Origin of the sequence: Flavobacterium sp. RHBU_3, from assembly GCF_046613565.1 — a bacterium.
In the GTDB taxonomy this organism is placed as follows: domain Bacteria; phylum Bacteroidota; class Bacteroidia; order Flavobacteriales; family Flavobacteriaceae; genus Flavobacterium.
In genome coordinates, this window is the sequence record NZ_JBKJHC010000002.1 from 310,643 (window position 1) to 329,942 (window position 19,300).

General features: G+C 45.1%; 19 protein-coding genes and 1 pseudogene. 11 read left to right on the top strand and 9 right to left on the bottom strand.

Annotated elements, in window-relative coordinates; genetic code table 11:
* The first annotated feature begins 40 nt into the window (after positions 1 to 40).
* From ACLI1A_RS03670 to ACLI1A_RS03685, 4 genes are read left to right on the top strand one after another with little or no spacing between them, the layout of a single operon-like run.
* A complete protein-coding gene (locus ACLI1A_RS03670; RefSeq protein ID WP_411406196.1) occupies positions 41 to 655 on the top strand; it encodes a thymidine kinase in 615 nt (204 codons plus the stop codon).
* 41 nt (positions 656 to 696) lie between these two features.
* Complete coding sequence (locus tag ACLI1A_RS03675; protein WP_411406198.1) at positions 697 to 942, top strand: hypothetical protein; 246 nt, start codon at positions 697 to 699, stop codon at positions 940 to 942.
* Positions 939 to 1,229: a type II toxin-antitoxin system RelE/ParE family toxin gene (locus ACLI1A_RS03680; protein ID WP_411406200.1), complete on the top strand. Its 291-nt coding sequence runs from the start codon at positions 939 to 941 to the stop codon at positions 1,227 to 1,229. The genes ACLI1A_RS03675 and ACLI1A_RS03680 overlap by 4 nt, the downstream gene beginning before the upstream one ends.
* Positions 1,226 to 3,667 (top strand): bifunctional UDP-N-acetylmuramoyl-tripeptide:D-alanyl-D-alanine ligase/alanine racemase, encoded by a 2,442-nt coding sequence (locus ACLI1A_RS03685; protein WP_411406202.1) that lies wholly within the window; start codon positions 1,226 to 1,228, stop codon positions 3,665 to 3,667. The genes ACLI1A_RS03680 and ACLI1A_RS03685 overlap by 4 nt, the downstream gene beginning before the upstream one ends.
* Before the next feature lie 38 nt (positions 3,668 to 3,705).
* Here ACLI1A_RS03685 and ACLI1A_RS03690 read toward each other — a convergent pair.
* Both ACLI1A_RS03690 and ACLI1A_RS03695 read right to left on the bottom strand, forming a co-directional pair.
* Positions 3,706 to 3,990 (bottom strand): annotated as a pseudogene (locus tag ACLI1A_RS03690) (DUF4919 domain-containing protein); the annotation flags it as partial.
* A 15-nt stretch (positions 3,991 to 4,005) separates the two neighbouring features.
* Complete coding sequence (locus ACLI1A_RS03695) at positions 4,006 to 4,359, bottom strand: hypothetical protein (protein ID WP_411406204.1); 354 nt, start codon at positions 4,357 to 4,359, stop codon at positions 4,006 to 4,008.
* Between the two features lie 156 nt (positions 4,360 to 4,515).
* On the opposite strand from ACLI1A_RS03695, the gene mscL reads away from it, so the two are divergent.
* The 4 genes from mscL to ACLI1A_RS03715 all read left to right on the top strand — a co-directional run bounded on the left by mscL (position 4,516) and on the right by ACLI1A_RS03715 (position 7,310).
* On the top strand, positions 4,516 to 4,905 hold the full coding sequence (mscL, locus tag ACLI1A_RS03700; protein ID WP_411406206.1) for a large-conductance mechanosensitive channel protein MscL: 390 nt from the start codon (positions 4,516 to 4,518) through the stop codon (positions 4,903 to 4,905).
* A 207-nt stretch (positions 4,906 to 5,112) separates the two neighbouring features.
* Positions 5,113 to 6,102, top strand: coding sequence for an aspartate-semialdehyde dehydrogenase (locus ACLI1A_RS03705; protein ID WP_411406208.1), 990 nt, complete (start codon positions 5,113 to 5,115; stop codon positions 6,100 to 6,102).
* 313 nt (positions 6,103 to 6,415) lie between these two features.
* Positions 6,416 to 6,907, top strand: coding sequence for a cupin domain-containing protein (locus ACLI1A_RS03710; RefSeq protein WP_411406210.1), 492 nt, complete (start codon positions 6,416 to 6,418; stop codon positions 6,905 to 6,907).
* A 7-nt stretch (positions 6,908 to 6,914) separates the two neighbouring features.
* Positions 6,915 to 7,310, top strand: coding sequence for a DUF4279 domain-containing protein (locus ACLI1A_RS03715; protein WP_411406212.1), 396 nt, complete (start codon positions 6,915 to 6,917; stop codon positions 7,308 to 7,310).
* A gap of 453 nt (positions 7,311 to 7,763) precedes the next feature.
* Here the strand turns inward: ACLI1A_RS03715 and recJ are convergent, their stop codons facing one another.
* A complete protein-coding gene (gene recJ, locus ACLI1A_RS03720; protein ID WP_411406214.1) occupies positions 7,764 to 9,464 on the bottom strand; it encodes a single-stranded-DNA-specific exonuclease RecJ in 1,701 nt (566 codons plus the stop codon).
* Between the two features lie 289 nt (positions 9,465 to 9,753).
* On the opposite strand from recJ, the gene mtgA reads away from it, so the two are divergent.
* Both mtgA and ACLI1A_RS03730 read left to right on the top strand, forming a co-directional pair.
* Positions 9,754 to 10,431, top strand: a complete 678-nt coding sequence (gene mtgA, locus ACLI1A_RS03725) for a monofunctional biosynthetic peptidoglycan transglycosylase (RefSeq protein ID WP_411406216.1) — start codon at positions 9,754 to 9,756, stop codon at positions 10,429 to 10,431.
* Complete coding sequence (locus ACLI1A_RS03730) at positions 10,431 to 11,372, top strand: lipid A deacylase LpxR family protein (protein WP_411406218.1); 942 nt, start codon at positions 10,431 to 10,433, stop codon at positions 11,370 to 11,372. The genes mtgA and ACLI1A_RS03730 overlap by 1 nt, the downstream gene beginning before the upstream one ends.
* A 43-nt stretch (positions 11,373 to 11,415) precedes the next feature.
* Here ACLI1A_RS03730 and ACLI1A_RS03735 read toward each other — a convergent pair whose 3' ends face one another.
* The 5 genes from ACLI1A_RS03735 to ACLI1A_RS03755 all read right to left on the bottom strand — a co-directional run bounded on the left by ACLI1A_RS03735 (position 11,416) and on the right by ACLI1A_RS03755 (position 17,886).
* Entirely contained in the window at positions 11,416 to 13,515 is a 2,100-nt protein-coding gene (locus tag ACLI1A_RS03735; protein WP_411406220.1) for a prolyl oligopeptidase family serine peptidase, read from the bottom strand.
* 140 nt (positions 13,516 to 13,655) lie between these two features.
* Complete coding sequence (locus tag ACLI1A_RS03740; protein ID WP_411406222.1) at positions 13,656 to 14,039, bottom strand: DoxX family membrane protein; 384 nt, start codon at positions 14,037 to 14,039, stop codon at positions 13,656 to 13,658.
* A gap of 274 nt (positions 14,040 to 14,313) precedes the next feature.
* A complete protein-coding gene (locus tag ACLI1A_RS03745; protein WP_411406224.1) occupies positions 14,314 to 14,874 on the bottom strand; it encodes a type 1 periplasmic binding fold superfamily protein in 561 nt (186 codons plus the stop codon).
* Between the two features lie 179 nt (positions 14,875 to 15,053).
* Positions 15,054 to 17,432: a TonB-dependent receptor gene (locus tag ACLI1A_RS03750; protein ID WP_411406226.1), complete on the bottom strand. Its 2,379-nt coding sequence runs from the start codon at positions 17,430 to 17,432 to the stop codon at positions 15,054 to 15,056.
* Positions 17,433 to 17,553: 121 nt separating this feature from the next.
* Entirely contained in the window at positions 17,554 to 17,886 is a 333-nt protein-coding gene (locus ACLI1A_RS03755) for a hypothetical protein (RefSeq protein WP_411406228.1), read from the bottom strand.
* Positions 17,887 to 18,002: 116 nt separating this feature from the next.
* Here ACLI1A_RS03755 and ACLI1A_RS03760 point away from each other — a divergent pair, with 116 nt between their 5' ends.
* The gene (locus ACLI1A_RS03760) at positions 18,003 to 18,353 is read left to right on the top strand and encodes a hypothetical protein (protein ID WP_411406230.1); all 351 of its coding nucleotides are present in this window, start codon (positions 18,003 to 18,005) and stop codon (positions 18,351 to 18,353) included.
* A gap of 34 nt (positions 18,354 to 18,387) precedes the next feature.
* Here the strand turns inward: ACLI1A_RS03760 and ACLI1A_RS03765 are convergent, their stop codons facing one another.
* On the bottom strand, positions 18,388 to 19,134 hold the full coding sequence (locus tag ACLI1A_RS03765) for a UDP-2,3-diacylglucosamine diphosphatase (RefSeq protein ID WP_411406232.1): 747 nt from the start codon (positions 19,132 to 19,134) through the stop codon (positions 18,388 to 18,390).
* Positions 19,135 to 19,300 lie beyond the last annotated feature (166 nt).

A 19,300-nucleotide genomic window follows, 5' to 3' on the forward strand; every position in this document is an offset into this window, starting at 1 on the left:
ACGCAAAACATTTCTGTTTTTTACAGGCTGAAGGTATAAAATGTTTCTTGAAAATACAGTAAATCATAAAGAGCAATTCGGGTGGATCGAGGTCATCTGCGGGTCAATGTTTTCGGGTAAAACCGAGGAACTGATACGCAGGCTGAAACGCGCGCAGTTTGCCAAACAAAAGGTAGAAATTTTTAAACCGGCAGTAGATACACGCTACCATGACGAAATGGTGGTGTCTCACGACAGTAACGAAATTCGCAGTACGCCTGTAGAATCAGCTGCCATGATACGCCTGCTGGCACAGGACTGCCAAGTAGTAGGCATAGATGAAGCCCAGTTTTTTGATGATGAAATTGTAGCCGTGTGTAATGACCTGGCCAATAACGGTATCCGCGTTATTGTAGCCGGGCTTGATATGGATTTTAAAGGAAACCCGTTTGGGCCCATGCCTGCCCTTATGGCTACCGCCGAATACGTAACCAAAGTACACGCGGTGTGCACCCGCACCGGAAACCTGGCGCACTACAGCTTCCGTAAAGCACAAAACGACAAGCTTGTACTTTTGGGCGAAACCGAGGAATACGAACCCTTAAGCAGGGCGGCGTATTATGCGGCTATAAGAGAACAGCAGGAGGGGAAGAAAACTTCGGGTGAACCAAAATAAATGGCTTTGTTTTTGTAACTTTACAGTAAAAGATGACGGCCATGGAATCAGAAAAATTGAAAATAAATGTTGCCCAGAGAATCCTCGGCCTTTCAGATGACAGGTTGCTTAAAAGAATATCTGATATTTTAGATGAAGAAAATATTGTAGGATATGATGCGCAGGGTAATCCTGTAACCCATGAAGAATTCATGGAAGATTTAGAAGATACTTTAAAACAACTTGAAGAAGGCACCCTTGAAACCTATACTTCCGAAGAAGTCAAACAAATGATTTTTGGTAAATGAGGATACAGTGGACTAAAAAAGCTTCAGATGAACTTATTGCCATAATAGAATATATAAAAAAGGATAGCCCTCAAAATGCCCTTATGGTATTCGAGAAAGTGCATAAATTGGTTGACAGCCTTTCTGTTTTTCCCGATAAATTTCCACTCCGGCCTAAAACAGGTAAAACAAATGTTCGTTTTGCTGTGCTTTGGAATATGAAGATAATTTACATTGTAGGCAAAGACTCGATAACAATATCACGTGTATTCAGCACAAGGCAACATCCCAAAAAACTTAAACCTTGAGCGTCCACATAAAACATATTACCCCGGCGCTGTATGCCCGTTTTGAAGGTATACAACCCGATATGGAAATAGACAACGTGTCTATAGACAGCCGTTCGCTGCAAAACAACGGCGGTACTCTTTTCTTTGCCCTTACCGGACAAAACCGCGACGGCCACCAGTTTATTCCTGCGCTGATAGAAAAAGGCGTGCAGAATTTTGTGGTAAACCACGTCCCCGCAGGGAGTGAGGGTAAAGCCAATTTTTTCATTGTACCCGATACCCTAAAAGCCCTTCAGGATTTTGCCATATACTACCGCCAGCTGTACAATTTCCCGGTTATTGCCATAACGGGCAGTAACGGAAAAACCATTGTGAAAGAGTGGCTCAACTATCTGTTAAGCCCCGACTATAACATTATCCGAAGCCCTAAGAGCTACAACTCACAGGTAGGGGTGGCGCTTTCGGTTATTGGTATAAACGAACACCATGACCTGGGTATTTTTGAGGCGGGTATTTCTACCGTGGACGAAATGGAAAAACTGGAGCCCATCATCCGCCCGGTTATAGGGATTCTTACGCATATTGGTTCAGCTCATGACGAAGGTTTTGAGAACAGTGCCCAAAAAGTATCTGAAAAGCTAAAGCTGTTTACCCATGTTAAAACCTTGGTGCTTCAAAACAATGCTGAGGTTATCAACCTGGTGCCCGATGGGGTGCACACGTTTAGCTGGGGGTATAACGATGAAAATGCCGTAGTAAACATTCATCGCGTGGCAGCAGCAGGTGGAACCCAACTTACCTTTAGCTACCGTGGTAGTTTTGATATAAACATTCCGTTTGCCGATGATGCATCGGTAGAGAACGCCATAAGCTGTGCTATGACTATGCTGAGCCTGGATTACAGCGCCGAAACTATTGCTGCGCGCATGGCTGGGTTGTACCCTGTGGAGCTGAGACTACAGGTAAAAAATGGCATTAATGACTGTACCATTATAGACGATAGTTTTAACGCCGACTATCAGTCGCTAAAAATAGCACTCGACTTTTTAGAGCAGCACAAAACCCATCAGGAGAAAACGGTGATACTGTCGGACGTTTTCCAGAGCGGGTTTGATACATCGGTGCTGTATGCCAAGGTTGCCAAACTGCTTGCCGGGCATAACATAAGCCGCGTGATAGGCATAGGCGAAACCATAAGCCGTGAGCTGGCTGATTTCCCGAACTTTTATCCGTATAAGGATACCAAGGAGTTTTTGGCCAACTTTAAGCCGTCGGGTTTTAACGATCAAACCATATTGGTTAAGGGTGCGCGCAGTTTCAGGTTCGATGAAATTGTGGTGCTTCTTGAAGAAAAGACCCACGAAACCGTACTGGAAATTAACCTGAACGCCGTGGTGCACAACCTGAACTTTTATAAAAGCAGGCTGAAACCCGAAACCAAAATTATGGTTATGGTAAAAGCCTTTGGTTACGGGGCGGGCAGCTACGAAATAGCCAAAACCCTGAGCCACGAAAAGGTAGACTACCTGGGGGTAGCCTTTGCCGATGAGGGAATCGACCTGCGCAATGCAGGCATCAGTACCCCGATTATTGTAATGAATCCCGAAAATACGGCGTTTGAGTCGATGATAGCGTATAACCTGGAGCCCGAGATTTATTCGGCTAAGGAACTGCGCGCGTTCATTGCCCTGGCACAACAAAAGAATTTAAGTAATTACCCCATACATATAAAGCTGGATACCGGTATGCATCGCCTGGGTTTTCAGGAGAACCAGCTTGAGGAACTCATAAGCCTGCTGCGTAACAATAACTTTGTTGAGGTACGCAGTATTTTCTCGCACCTTTCGGCATCGGATAGTCCGCAATTCCGCGACTTTACATTAGAACAGATAAGCAAGTTTGAGGCGTGGTCTACTGTGCTTACCGAAGCGCTTACCATAAAACCCATCCGACATATACTAAACACGTCGGGTATTTACCACTATCCACAGTCGCAGTACGATATGGTGCGCCTGGGTATTGGTCTCTACGGTGTGGGTAACGACGCTACCGAACAAAAGTTCCTGCAAAATGTGGGTACGCTAAAAACAGTAATCCTGCAAATAAAACAGGTACCTGCCGGAGATAGTGTAGGGTATGGTCGCCGTTATATGGCACGCCAGCTCGTAAGTGTGGCTACGCTGCCCATAGGTTATGCCGACGGCATTCGTAGGGCATGGGGCAATGGTAAGGGGTATGTAACCATAAACGGTCGTAAAGCCCCGATATTAGGGAGCATTTGTATGGATATGCTTATGGTAGATGTTACGGGTATCGACTGCAAAGAGGGCGATACCGCTGTAATTTTTGGTGAAGGCCCTACCGTACACGAAATGGCCGAAGTGCTGGAAACCATACCTTACGAAATACTTACCAGTATATCACAACGGGTAAAAAGGGTGTTTTATAAGGAGTAATTATTTTATCTCGTATCTGTTAAGCAAAGATGTTTGGATTAATTTCCTCCAAACATTTTTGCTTCGGCTTCAAGCACCTTATTGGCTTCAAAAAAATAAGATATTACTTCTCCTTTTTCATTTTTAATATCCATTTTGTCGCAGGTGTTTTTGGTTCCGCTGGTTAAACTTTGCTTTTGAAAATCGCCGTCTAAAACCACATTGAGTATAAAATACTCCTCTTCAATCTGGGTAACATGCCAGCCGGTATCGCAGGTTTTACCATCGCCGCTCTTCATGATAGAGTTTATTAAACCAAATTCTATGTCGTGGTACTTTTTGCTATTTGCGGTATCACCTTATATTTTATACGTTTTTTGCAGGTACATGTGTGCCGTCATGCTTGTGTAATCAATGCTTAGCATGGCCTTAGCCGCTTTTATTACCTCGTTGTAATCACCTTTATTTATGGCTTCAAACAACTTTTTTTGAATATCACGGTAGTTGGTTGATTTTTTTGAGAACATTTTGCTGTCTACAAAACTGTTCCTAAAATCGGTGTAGTCAATATCGGTTTCACCATTTTCCAGTTTTTTAACGTACTCGGCATATTTGTCGTTCGTGTCGGGGATTTTAATTTTGTCTTCCTGTGCGGTGCAAATGGTTAATTGTGAGAAGAAAATGAAACAGATAATGTATAAATGATTTTTCATATGTATTGGGTGGTTTAGTTGTTACGTTCAAATATAGTTAATTAGATTAAGTTTAGAAAGCTTCATTTCTTGATTAGTTCATTCTTCTTCAAACCTCAAAAAAAATCCTTATCTTAGTAATTCACTTAAACAAAAAGAAAACTAAAAGACTTGCTTATGGCATTAATGAAAGAATTTAAAGACTTCGCCCTTAAAGGTAATGTAATAGACCTTGCTGTCGGTGTGGTTATAGGAGCTGCGTTTAATAATATTGTAAAATCACTGGTAGATGATATTATTACACCGCTTATCCTTACTCCTGCACTTAAAGCAGCAAAGCTGAGTAACCTTGCCGAACTTACCATACCGGGTACGGCGGTAAAGTACGGTAATTTCCTTTCTAATATTATTTCCTTTGTTATTGTGGCTTTTGCACTGTTTTTGGTAGTAAAAGGCATCAATGCTACCCGCAAAAAAGAAGAAGCCGCACCAGCTGCCCCGCCTGCACCTACTAATGAGGAAAAGCTGCTTATGGAGATACGCGACGCACTAAGGGCGAAACAATAAATTTCGTCTGCAGCTAAAATAAGTTATATTTAAAATATATTGTTTTATATGTAACATTTTGTGATATTAAGTTTCCGCTACACGACATATTCTATTTTCTAACAAAACCGCCCCGCAAGGGCGGTATTTCTTTGTTATAAATTTTAAGTTTGAAACGCTTTTATAACTACTTTTGACCCGAAATAATTTATTAATCACATAAATACTATGAAAGTTGCTGTTGTTGGCGCTACCGGAATGGTAGGCGAAGTAATGCTTAAAGTACTGGCAGAAAGAAATTTCCCTGTAACCGAACTTATACCTGTGGCCTCAGAAAGGTCGGTAGGTAAGGAGATTGAATTTAAGGGCAATAAATATAAGGTGGTAAGCCTGGAAACTGCTGTAAGCCTGAAGCCGCAAATAGCGCTTTTTTCGGCTGGGGGAAGCACTTCACTGGAGTGGGCACCTAAGTTTGCCGAAGCAGGTACTACCGTAATAGACAACTCAAGCGCATGGAGGATGAACCCGGCTAACAAGCTGGTGGTTCCCGAAATTAATGCGTTTACACTTACTGCCGAAGATAAGGTAATAGCTAACCCTAACTGTTCTACCATACAAATGGTACTGGCACTGTCTGGGCTGCACAAACAATACAACATAGAGCGCGTGGTGGTTTCTACCTACCAGAGCGTTACCGGTACCGGCGTTAAGGCTGTAAAACAGCTTGAAAACGAGTACGCAGGCATAGAGGGAGAAATGGCGTACAAATACCCTATTCACCGTAATGCTATTCCTCAGATAGACGTGTTTGAAGACAACGGCTACACCAAAGAGGAAATGAAAATGGTTAAGGAAACCAAGAAAATTATGGGCGATGACAGCATCCGTGTTACGGCTACTACTGTGCGAATCCCTACCGTGGGCGGGCACAGCGAGAGCGTAAACGTGGAGTTTAGCAATGATTTTGATCTTGCTGAAGTACGCCAAATGCTAAGCAACACTCCGGGTGTGGTTGTTCAGGATGATACCGCTAATGCCGATTACCCTATGCCGCTATATGCCGAAGGTAAAGATGAGGTGTTTGTAGGCCGTATCCGCCGTGACGAAACCCAACCAAATACACTTAATATGTGGATTGTTGCCGATAACCTTCGTAAAGGTGCTGCTACAAACGCGGTACAAATTGCCGAATACCTTGTGGCAAACGGACTGGTGTAATCCTCTTCCATTCCGAGCGAAGTGCAACGGAGCCGAGGAATCTCTAAACCCTTAAAATATTTAAAACCCGCAGGCTACGGCTTTGTGGGTTTTTGTTTGGTAAAAAATTCTATCTTTAGGCAAAATCCAAAAAGTTTTGCGCCTTAGCGGCTTTGCGAGAAAACCATGTCATTACATATTTGGAAGAGATGTCTCAATTCCGCTTGGCTGCATTCGACATGGAACCACATGCTTTCCATTCCGAGCGAAGTGCAACGGAGCCGAGGAATCTCTAGGTTCAGCGAAGCTAAATCTCAGAATAATAAACAACCTTATGAACCCAAACATAACCATTACACATAAAACCGGAGGTGAAGCCCTTGCTGTGGCGGGTGGCAATTACCGCATTATTATAGACGGTTCGCAAACCGGTGGTGCCTATGCCGTTATAGAAATGGTAGTGCCTCCCGGTGGTGGTCCTCCGCCGCATTCGCATCCCGAAATACAGGAAATGTTCTACGTGCTGGAAGGCGAACTCACCTTTAAAACCGAAGCCGGAAACCAGTTGGTACGTAAAGACGGCTTTGTAAACATACCCATGGGTGGTGCCATACACTGCTTTAAAAACACATCCGACGCCTATGCACGGCTGCTGTGCACCGTAGTGCCGGCAGGACTGGAAGACTTGTTTCGTGAAATAGGCACCCCCGTAGCGCCCGGCACATTTTTACCCATACCCGAACTGGACGAAAACCGCCGTGCCTTTTTTAAAGCTATAGATATAAAGTACAAGCAAAAAACCTACCCAATGGATTATTTAGATTAGCGATATTATGGATACAACAGGTTATGTTTATTTCGCAGCCAAAACAGAAAATGAATCTATTGATTTAGAGTGGTTCAATCTTCGCCTTTCTTTGTTGCCTACCCGGTTCAGTAAAATGTTTGAGCGCGGTAAAACACCGGTTTGCACAAGCTGGGACTACTCTTCCGCAAAGTTGATTAACCCGATTTTTGGTGAAGAAATAGATCGTCTTATTGCCGTATTGGCTCAGCATAAAGAAGAATTTCTAAAGCTGAAAACTGAGAATCCTGAAATTTGTTTTGTATTGGAAGTTGTAATCTATCACGGGGAGGAAACTCCCGGACTCAGTTTTAGTAAAGAGGTTTTGGATTTTGTACACGCTGTAGGAGCAGAAATAGATTGTGATATTTATAATTACAAATAAACCCCTACTCAACCCCTCACATCCCTAAGCCGTAGCTGCAAGCTAACCTCGCCGTTCCACTTGTTTTCATCTGTGCTTTAAGAGTCTTAGATTGCTGTTTTTTATGCTTTTGATTTTTTGTAAGTTTACATTTCTCAATCAAAACCAAACAATGAATACACTGATCTATCTTTTTTTGAGATTGGTAGTTTTTTAATGCTGACTTTTCTGTTGCATAAAAGCCTACTCCGATATAATAGAGTGCTGGTCATTGTTTGTTATTTCGGCCTGCTGTGGTTAACCGCAGAACTGTTTAACCAAATTCATATATGGCTAGAAATAGAGACGTGTTTATTGAATTAGGGCACACGTCAATGCTCAGTATTCTGGTTTTGTTTTTATTCCATATCATTGGAATAGTAGTCATATTGTGGAATGTGTTAAAACACAAAAAGCCCTAAAGCCAGTACTTGCTTAACAGCTATACTCACTCCTCACATCCCTTAGCCTTAACTGCAAACTAACCTCGCCATTCCATTCGTTTTCATCAATGCTGTATACGGCGTCAAAAGCAGTGTTTTCGGTAAGGTGTTTCTTTTTGGCAAGGCCAAAGCCTATGGCGCTATAACCCTCACTGCCGCCTTGTTTTACAAACAATTTCAGGTGCTCACTGTCGGCACCAATGGCCCGTCCAAAGCCTGTATCACGCAGTCCTTTCGTTAAGAACACCGGCGTCATATTCCCCGGCCCAAAGGGTTCAAACTGCTTTAATATCCTAAAGAACTTCGGGGTTATATCAACCAGGTCCAGTTCGGCATCTATCTTGATTTCGGGGATAAGTAATTCCGGAGAAATAGTGTCTTGCACCACTTGCTCAAATTTTTCCCTAAAGGCTTCGTACTGTTCCTCCTTTAGTGTAAGCCCCGCTGCATACATATGCCCGCCAAACTGCTCCAGGCAGTCGGCGCAAGCCTCAAGGGCGTTATAAATATCAAAATCCCGCACAGAGCGCGCCGATGCGGCCAACTTATCGCCGCTTTTGGTAAACACCAGGGTAGGGCGGTAGTAGGTTTCGGTAAGCCGAGACGCCACAATGCCTATCACCCCTTTGTGCCAGTCTTCCTGGTACACCACGGTGCTGTAACGGTTGTGGTCGTTGTTGCGGTCTATTTGCCGCAGGGCTTCCTGGGTTATCTGCTTGTCCAGTTCCTTGCGGTCGGCATTAAAGGTTTCTATCTCGGCGGCAAATGCCTCTGCCTGTTGCAAGCTGAACTCGGTAAGCAATGCCACCGCGTGTTTACCGTGGCTTATACGCCCGGCGGCGTTAATGCGCGGCGCTATACGAAACACCACATCGCTTATATTTAGTTGTTGTTTTTTGGCATTTTGCACCAATGCCTTTATGCCGGGGCGCGGATTGCTGTTTATCACGTCCAGCCCGAACTTAGCCAGTATACGGTTTTCTCCGGTTATGGGTACTATATCGGCAGCAATGGCAGTAGCCACCAAATCCAGCCAGGGGAGTAAATCCATAATCGTTTGGTTACGATTGGCACCCAAGGCTTGCACTAATTTAAAGCCCACACCACAGCCGCAAAGCTCGTCGTACGGGTAGGTGCAATCCTCACGCTTCGGATCCAGTACCGCTACGGCATCGGGCAGGGTATCGCCGGGGCGGTGGTGGTCGCAAATAATAAAGTCGATACCTTTTTCTTTGGCATAGGCCACTTTGTCGGGGCTTTTAATGCCACAATCGAGTGCTATAATCAGGGTGCAACCGTTGTCATCGGCATAGTCGATACCCGCAAACGAAACGCCGTAACCCTCGGCATAGCGGTCGGGGATGTAGGTGTCTACATTGGGGTAAATACTGCGCAGGTAGCCACTCATCAGCGAAACTGCCGTGGTGCCGTCTACATCATAATCGCCAAAAACAAGAATGTTTTCGCCGTTAACCAAAGCCTGCTCCACGCGTGCTACTGCTTTGTCCATATCCTTCATCAGGTAGGGGTCGTGCAGGTCGGCCAGAGACGGCCTGAAAAACTGCCGCGCCTCCTCAAACGTGCTGATGCCGCGCTGTGCCAGCAGGGTTGCTATACGGCGGTCTACCCCCAGTACATCGGTAAGGTGGTTTATAATCAGTGAATCAGGTTCCGGGGCAAAAGTCCAGCGCATGGAGTAGTGTGTTTCTGTAAATGTATGGTATATTTTTGGGCGGGGCAAGGGTATGTTTTTGGTAAAGTTTCAGGGGTGCAGTGGAACGCGGATGATGCGGATGCTTCGCAATTGCGGATTTTTAGTGATTTTGATAAAATGCCCTTTTTGCCTTTGAGAGCGGGAGAAAACTCTTGGGAACTTTACACTTCCATAGAGGGACTCTGTGTAATAACTGAAAACTGCGACTGTGACTGAAAACTAATACCTAAAATTTGTAATTTCGCAACGCCTTTACACACTAACCCGTATGTTTCAAAAAATACTTCGCCTGTTTTATAAAGTTGCCATGTGGTTTTTCCTCATTTCGGTGTTTTCCGTGCTGTTTTTCCGCTGGGTACCGGTACCGTTTACCCCGCTGATGATAACCCGCGCCTTCGAGCAGAAATTTAACGGAGAGTCCCTGCACTGCAAGCACGACTGGGTGCCTATAGAGGAAATTTCGCCACGCCTGCAACGTGCTGTAATAGCCAGTGAAGATGCTACCTTTCAGGATCACCACGGGTTCGATTTCAGTGCCATGTTTAAGGCATATAAAAACAACAGCAAGGGCAAACGCATAAAAGGCGGCAGTACCATAAGCCAGCAAACCGCTAAGAACGTGTTCCTGTGGCAGGGGCGCAGCTATGTGCGTAAGGCTTTTGAGGCGTATTTTACGGTGCTGATAGAGCTTCTGTGGAGCAAAGAGCGCATTATGGAAGTATACCTGAACAGCATAGAAATGGGCGATGGCGTATACGGGGCCCAGGCGGCATCTAAGTACTGGTACGATAAGCCGGCAGCCGACCTTAGTAAATATGATGCGGCGGGCATAGCGGCCATATTGCCAAATCCGCTGAAGTATAAGGCCAAAAACTCATCTGCCTATATAGAAAGGCGCAAATCACGCATACTGAAACACATGCGCTACGTAAAGCTTAAGTACTAATGCTGCGTGAATCATTGTTAATACTGTGCCTGTGCGGATGTGTAGCTTTTGCCCAAAAGCCCTCTGAAGCTGGTATTATCAGTGATAATGATTTGTATACTTCTCCGGTTACCGACCAGTATTATACTAATGGTTTAGAGTTTTTTTACCGCTATCTGGGCAATGTCCGTTCGGAAAACGTAGCCAAAAAGATATGGGAGTTCCGTGTGGGGCAGTACATGTACAATCCGCAAAGTGTACGCGCTGCAAGTATCGATGTGCACGATCGCCCTTTTGCAGGATACCTGTTTGCCCAGGCGGGAATTAATACTTTTTTTAAAAGTGAAAACCTGCTTAAAGTAAACATGCAGCTGGGCGTAGTAGGACCCGAAAGCGGAGCAGAAAAAGCGCAGAAATTCCTCCACAAAATGTTAGGCTACCACCGCATACACGGCTGGGAATACCAGATAACCACCACGCCTGCCGTGCAGCTTAATGCTTTTTACAGCCATAAAATTTTCCCGGAAACCTATCACGAAAAAACCGATTTCCACCTGCAGGCCGAAGGGCAGCTGGGTACTATATGGCGCAGCCTGTCTGTAGAGGCTATGGCGCGGGTAAGCCTTAAAGGGAACTTACTGCCGTTGTACGAAAGTTCGTTGTACGGCGGACACCTTTCGGGAGATAAGGATTTTGCAAGCCGCTACGAACTCTTTCTGTACTTTAACCCAAAAGTGCAGTACATGAATTATGATACTACCATACAGGGCAGTCCGTTTAACGATAAAAGCCCTGTAACCTTTCCGCTTATACCTTTCCGGTTTAATGCCGAGGCCGGTATTAAATACGGCCGCCGCCGCTGGACGTATGCTTACGTGTTTAATTACCGCGGCAAAGAACTCAGTAATAACGTGATTACCGGTTTTTGTTACGGTTCGTTGCAGCTGGGGTATATGTTTTAAGTTTACGGTTCACAGTTTACAGTTGATTCCCATGACTGTGAATTTATAACTTAATCCCCATATTAAACAACGTAAACGCCTGTACATCGGTAAGCTCGGCTATGGTTTGCGCTATAGATTTTCCTGCACCGTGCCCGGCATTGGTTTCTATGCGTATCAGTACCGGTGCGCTGCCGCCCTGGCATTCCTGCAGTGTGGCGGCAAACTTAAAGCTGTGCGCCGGTACCACGCGGTCGTCATGGTCGCCTGTTGTAACCAGCGTGGCAGGGTAATGTGTACCTTTTTTTAGCGATTGCACGGGAGAATACCCCTTCAGGTAATCAAACATTTCTTTGTTATCATCGGCAGTACCGTAGTCGTATGCCCAACCTGCACCTGCTGTAAACTTTTGGTAACGCAGCATGTCCATAACGCCTACAGCGGGCAGTGCCACTTTAAATAACTCGGGGCGCTGGGCCATGCACGCGCCTACCAGCAGGCCGCCGTTACTGCCTCCGCGTATGGCGAGGTAGTCTGATGAGGTGTAGTTGTTGCTGATAAGGTATTCGGCAGCGGCAATAAAATCGTCAAATACGTTTTGTTTTTGCAGCTTAGTACCGGCATCGTGCCATTTGCGTCCGTACTCGCCACCACCGCGAAGGTTTGGCACGGCATACACACCGCCATTTTCCAGCCACACCGCATTCGATATACTGAACGCTGGGGTAAGGCTTACGTTAAACCCGCCATAGCCGTACAGCATCGTTGGGTTTTTGCCGTCGCGTTTCAGGCCTTTTTTATAGGTAATAATCATAGGTACCTTAGTGCCGTCTTTACTGGTATAAAATACCTGCTCACTGGTGTAGTCTTCGCTGTTAAAACCAATTTTAGGTTTTTGGTACAGGGTAGATTTTCCCGTCTTAGGATCGAAAGCGTAAATATTACCTGGCGTTACATAGTTGGTAAACGAGTAGTACAGTGTTTTCTCTTCATGCTTTCCGCCAAAACCCGACGCCGTGCCAATGCCCGGCAGGCTTATTTCACGTATTAGCTTGCCGCTGTAGTCAAACTGTTTTACCACCGAAATGGCATCTTTCATATAAGTGGCAAACAGGTAGCCACCACCATCGGTAATAGATAGTACATTTTCTGTTTCGGGGATAAGGTCTTTCCAGTTTTCCTGTTGTGGGTGTGCAGCATCTACCGTTACCACGCGATTGTTTGGCGCTTTGTAGTCGGTGCGTAGGTATAGGGTAGTGCCTTTGCTGTCTATTACGCCGGTGCTGCTATTGTAGTCGTTTACCACAGTAGTAAAGATGTTGCCCGGTTTACTCAGGTCTTTTATATACAGCTTATTACCATAGGTGCTGTTAGCGGCCGTTACCACCAGGTAGCGGTGGTCTTCTGTAATGTAACCGCCCACGTAGCGGTTTTTTTCGCTGTCGCCAAAAATCACCGTATCGTCTTTTTGCTCTGTACCCAGTTTGTGGAAATACAGCTTGTGCTGGTCGGTCTTGGCCGAAAGCAGGCTGCCTTCGGGTTTGTCGTAGGTGCTGTAGTAAAAGCCTTCGCTGCCGTACCATGCCATGCCGCTAAACTTTACGTTTTCTATGGTACCCAGTTGTTTTTTGGTTATGGCATCAATGATAATGATTTTCCCCCAGTCGCTACCTCCTTCCGATATCATATACGAAGCCAGGTCGCCCTTTTTATTAAAGGTAACTGATGAAAGCGAAGTGGTGCCGTCTTTGCTAAACGTGTTCGGGTCCAGAAATACTTCTTCCTTACCGTCTTTGCCTTTGCGGTACAGCACGCTTTGGTTTTGCAGGCCGTTGTTTTTGTAGTAGTAAGTAAAGTCGCCCTGTGTAAACGGAGCCGATATGCGTTCGTAGTTCCACAGTTGCTCCAGGCGCTTTTTTATGGCATCTCTAAAGGGTATCTGTGCCAGGTAGGCATCGGTAACCTGGTTTTCGGCTTTTACCCAGGCTGCGGTTTCGGTACTGCGGTCGTCTTCCAGCCAGCGGTACGGGTCTGGCACCGGGGTGCCAAAATAATTATCTACGGTGTTGTCCTTTCGGGTTTGCGGATATTTCAGGTCTTTCATTTGTGCAGTAGCATTTAGGCTTATGGCTGTTGCGGCCAAAGCAATAGAAATCTTTTTCATACTATGGGCTTTAGTACAAATGTAATGAAGTATACCTGATAAAAGAAATGGCACGGACTACATCGGGAGGGGTGTGCTTGTATGAAAAATGGGCGGATGATGTAATCCGTGCCGGACCTGAATTTTTAGTGTGGATACACTTAATATGCTTCCCGGAACAACGGAACGTAGCGCCGGCGGTTCTTGTAGAGTAATATAAAGTTTAGTGCGGCTACCACTATGGCGGCAGCTATGCCCGGTACGTCTAAGAATAAATGGAATAATAATATGTTTAATGACAGCGGTACCAGTACCAGCAGGGCAAAGGGTACCCAAAGCTTAAACACCAGCATAATGCCAATGCATATTTCGGCTATAGCAATGAGTGAGAGCATATAACCGGTATCGGTAAGCGAGCTTATAAAGCTGGATGCTTCGGCCGTTGGTTGGGGCAGGGGAATAAACGAATAGATTTTATTGGCGCCGAAAAGTATTAATATAATTCCAAGGCAGATACGAATAATGTTGGTAAATTTTGAATTCATAGATTGTGTATTAGGTGCCTGATTTTTAATAGTATACCTAAATTACAAAAATAAATTAACAAAAAATGCAGTATTTTTTTACTAAAATGATAATTGGCAAAATTCGGGTGAATTTACTCTTTTGGAATATTTATTTTAAATAAATTTTGTTTTTGTCTATAATTTTTGGTGATAATTTATTGGTTTGTAGGAAAATCTGAATTAAGAACAGAAAAGGCACATCAGTATTACCGTACAAAATATTTGTGGTAACTGTCCGATGTGCCTGCTGAGGTTATTGTATGCTTACCGGAAATACAACCTCGGCATCGGTACTACCGCCTGCATTGGTTATATCACCACCCGAAACTCCTGAGGCTGTTTTGGTTGGTAAATGCCTTAGTGTTACTGTAAGGTTGCCACTCGCAGCTGTGTTTGCTGTGTTGTAGGTAAAATTCAGTCCTATCGGGTTGCCGTTGTCATCAGCATCAGCGTAGGCAAAGGTACCCAGGCCGCTCTGGCGGTAAAAGATTTGGTGCTCTATACCCAGCTCCTCAATTTCTGTGGTAATGTCCTCGGCCGGAGACACGGTTTCGTTAAGGAAGGTAACCGTTCCGGTGTAGGCAGTGTTTGCTGCAAAACTTCCGCTTACGGTAACCACGGGAGCATCGGGCCCATCGCCGTCTAAGTCCTGTGATTTAAGTACAATAGATGTACCTCCTGCCGTAGGGGTAAGGGTAGCGGTTACGGTGGTTATTACTTCGTTTTCTATTACTTGTTGTGGTTTGTCGTCGTCGCTGCATGATGCAAACGAAATGGCTATGGCAGCAAGGGCCATCATCTTCAGGTTTTTCATGATTGTATTTAAATTTAAAATGTATTACTAAGTAGGCCTCTCCCCAGTCCTCTCCAAAGGAGAGGGAGCAGCTTCACTCATATGTTACAATTAGGATACGAGTGAAGCTTTTCCCCTCTTGAGAGGGGTTAGGGGTGTGTTTTTAAGATTATAGATAGTGGCTCAGCAGCTCAGTAGCTTTAATAATTCAGCTTCACCTGCAACTGAATGTTGCGCCCCATTTCGTCAACGTAAAGGCGCTGGCGGTTGAGGTAATCACGGTACGAGGTGTTAAAAAGGTTAAACGCCGACAGGCTCATCGAAGCTGTGGTTTTGCCCAATGCAAACTGTGCTCCGGTACTTACATGAAACAATTGGTAGGCGGGCGGAGGCGTACTTATGTCTACATAAGTGCTTACCGTGCCTTCTGTTTGTGGTATATCGGCGTAGAAGTTATAATTAGGGTAGCGCCATTGCCTGCATACGGTTTCACTGCGCAGCTCTGCAAAGAAGTTGTGCCATTCTTTTTTAGTAAATCGTATGGTGTTTACAAAGTTTGCAGGTGGCATGTCTACCAGCGGCAGGTTATCGCGGGTGTTTTGCGCATAGATGTATGCAGCATTTAGCCCGTAGCTTAGGTTTTGGGTAAGCTCATATCCCACATGCAGGTCGGTGCCCGCCATAAAGGCATTGGTTTGTTTATACCGATATACCGGGAACGCCCCACGAATGGTGTACTCCAGGTTTGTAGGCTGCAGGTATATAAAGTTGCTGATACTATTTATATAAGGAGTAAGCTCAAAGGTAAATCTTCCACTCGTCTTTACCGCCGTTACTGATGCTTTTACCGATTCTTCTTTTTTGGTGCGCAGGCTGCCCAACTCTATAGTGGCATTGCTGTGGTGCAGTCCGTCGCTAAAGAGCTCGCTTGGGTTTGGGTTGCGCATGGCCAGGCTTACGTTACCCATAAGGTCTATGGCATCGGTAAGTTGTTTGTGTAATCCCAGGCTTGCCGAAAGGTTGTGGTAGGTAAACTTCGGTTCGGTGTAATATTGGGTGCCCAGGTCTTCTATTATAAACTGGTCAAACGACCCGTCGTTATAGCCCAGGTCATTCCAGCGCGACACTTGGTAATACTTTTTTGCGAGTACATGGCTAAAGTCGTAGCGCAAACCTGCTTCCCCCGAAAGGGTAGTGCTGAACCTGTGACTGGCTATGGCATAGGCTCCGGCATCGGTTTTGGTATAATTTGGTATCAGTGGGCGTATTCCTGTTGAAGGGCTGGCATCGTTATGCTGATAGGCTGCACTTGCACCCGCTTTATAGGTGTTATCCCCGCTTTCTTTTTTCCAGTCGGCATTAACCGAGTGGGTGTCCAGGGTGAGGTCGAGTGCTGCTACGTTTTCCAAAGCTCCCCTGCGCAGGTCGAATTCTTTCCTGCGGTTCATCTGAAATGCATACTGTATGGATAACGATGCATCCTCACTCAGCTGACGGGTGTAGTTCAGCTTGCCTAAATGGTGCTGTACCTCTTGCCTTGGTGCGCCTATGGTATACGTAAACGGGTTAACTATACTGGGCTGCCTGCTGTTTATTGCAGTAACAAGGTCGCCTAAGCTACCTATATGCGTAGCTGTGGCAATACCTATAGTAGCATTATAATAGCTGTATGATGCACCTAACGTGTATTTATCGGCTATGTATTTTAGGTTGCCACTAAAATTAGCCTCGCGGTTACCGGTATTACTCAGTATATAATCGGGTGTTTCCCGGTCGCCCAGGTATTTATAGGTGCCGCCCAGGTTCCATGCCCAGCCTTTCTCTGCGCCTTTATTAATATGTGTTGCTATGGTACCGCCACGGCCGTTACTATCGGCCGTCATTATGGTGCGCCCTGTAAGGGTGTCCTTTTCTATGTTTATGGGGTCTACGAGTACCAGCCCGCCTACGGCATCTCCGCTATATTGCAGCGCACCGGCACCTTTAATCACGGTAACTTTTCCTGCCGAATTTACATCGAGGTTGGGGGCGTGTTCCGTGCCCCACTGCTGATCTTCCAGTCTTACTCCATTAGTAAAAACCGGAACGCGACTGCTGTGCAAACCGTTTATTACGGGTTTTACAACTGCATTACCCGTGCGGAGTGAGCTTACGCCGGCTACTTCGCGCAAGGCATCGCCCAGTGTGGCACCGCTAAACTTTTCCAGTATGGCTGTGTTTAGCTTCTGCGTGTGTACTGTAGTGTTTGTAACAAGGTTTTGGGTAACCACCACTTCCTGCAGCTGCTCGTTTTGCGGCTTCAGGCGGGCGTTTAGCACCATGTTTTGTTGTAGGTTTATTATGGTATCCAGGCTTTGGTAACCTATGTAGGTTATTTCCAACCGTATGTTTCCCGATGGTATGTTGCCTAAACTGTAGGTTCCGTCGGGTAGTGTGGCTGCGTGCCTGTCGCCTAAGTGTATGTGCGCGCCGTCTAAGGGCAGGTTTTGTGTGGCACTCACGGTACCGCTAAGGGTATGCTGCGCACGTACACACCAGCCTGTAGCCATAATGGCTATAAGCAAGAATATTTTTTGCATGATGATTTCCGGTAAGGATAAATAAAACAGGGCAGGGTAGTGGCGGTACCGGGTGTAACGACACTGCAAGCCTTTGGCATATAGCCGTAGGAATTTGCCCGTAACTAACGGTTTAGTTTATTTATGCCAATGCCGGAGGACCCCGCAGGGTAAAGAGGCTTCCTGAAAAAGAAGCATGCCCTTCTATACTGTTGTATGTGTAAGGGATGTGGGTGTAAGGGAAATCGAGCTTAAGGCAAAATTGCTGCGGCGCGATAAAGAAGTCGAAATGAAAATCACATACGCTACATTCTTCATGGGTATCGGCGCTAACTATCGCTTTACCTTTTATAGAATGTTCGGTATGGGTTTTGTGTTCTACATGATGTGAAAATACGTGAAAAGACTTATAGCCTATGGTAAACTGTACCAAGGCCATAAACACCAGGTTTAATATGGCTATTTTTCTTTTCATTGCTGCAAAAGTACACACTAATTTTTAGCACTGATGATTTTAACAGAAAAAAAACAACATTATTTAGAATGGTTTTAAATAAAGATTATATTTGTGGGGAGCAAAACCGCATAAACATGAAAGATATAGCCCAGGTATACCACAACGATTTTGGAGTAGCCTTCTACTGGAAAAAGAATGAAGAGGTGGTAACAAAGCGGGTGCAGCTGGTATTCAGGCAAACCGGATTTTATCTTACGCCTGCACAGCTTGTAGAGTTTTCCGGGAAAATAGCAGAATGTGAGGGGAGCAATTGCTGTAATTGCAGCCTTAAGGGGCGTTGCCATCGTTTTTTACTGAAAACCCCGGTGCCTGAAGTAGACCTTGCCATAAACTATGATGAGTACCTGGAAATAAAAGACCTTGTAGAAGGCACCTTGTTTAAAATTAACCTGCTGGAATATCTGGGAGGTGCAGGGTTAAATTAAAAAGTTTCTAAGCAGCTTAGAAGCACAGTCGCTTTTAAAACTTTTTCAGTTCCAGTTTGCCGTCTTTAAATTCTGCGTAGGTAAAGTATACTATCCAGTCGCCCAGGTTTACGTATTCCGAATTTGGCCCTACGGGGATTACCATAGGCAGGTGGCGATGGCCAAATATAAGGTAGTCGTAATGCTTGGTTTCTAGTTTACGCTTGCTGTACAGTACCAGCCATTCGTTTTCTTCGCCTAAAAACTTCACATCTTCATCGCCCGAAATCAGTTTGTTTTTTACCGAAAGGTATTGTGCCAGTTTTACGCCAATATCCGGGTGAAGCCATCGGAACAGCCATTTTGAAAAAGGATTTGTAAACACCTTTTTCATGCGCTTGTATCCTTTGTCGCCGGGTCCCAGTCCGTCTCCGTGCCCTATAAGAAAGCTTTTGCCGCTAAAAGTAAACTCCTGCGGGCGGTGGTATACGGGTATGCCCAGTTCTTTTTTAAAGTAATCGTCCATCCACAGGTCGTGGTTTCCGGTAAAAAAGTGTATTTCTATGCCGCGGTCTTTCAGTTCGGCCAGTTTGCCCAGTACTCTTATGAACCCGCGCGGTACTACTGTTTTGTATTCAAACCAAAAATCGAAGAGGTCGCCTACCAGAAAAAGCACATCGGCATCTTCCTTAATAATGTCCAGCCATTTAATAAACTTTTGTTCACGTACCGCACTTTCCTTTGGCGTAGGGGCCCCGAAGTGCTGGTCTGAGGCGAAATATATTGTAGGTGTATTTTTCATTGTTTTACTGACTGTGCAAAGATATAAAAACTAAAAATGTTAAATTGTAAGATTCTTAATAAAAGAAATTTAATATTACAGAAACATAACAAAAAGTCTCTATTTTGTTTTTTTTAGTCAAGAATTAAATTATAGTTAATAATTCCCTGAAAAGGTTAAGAATTTT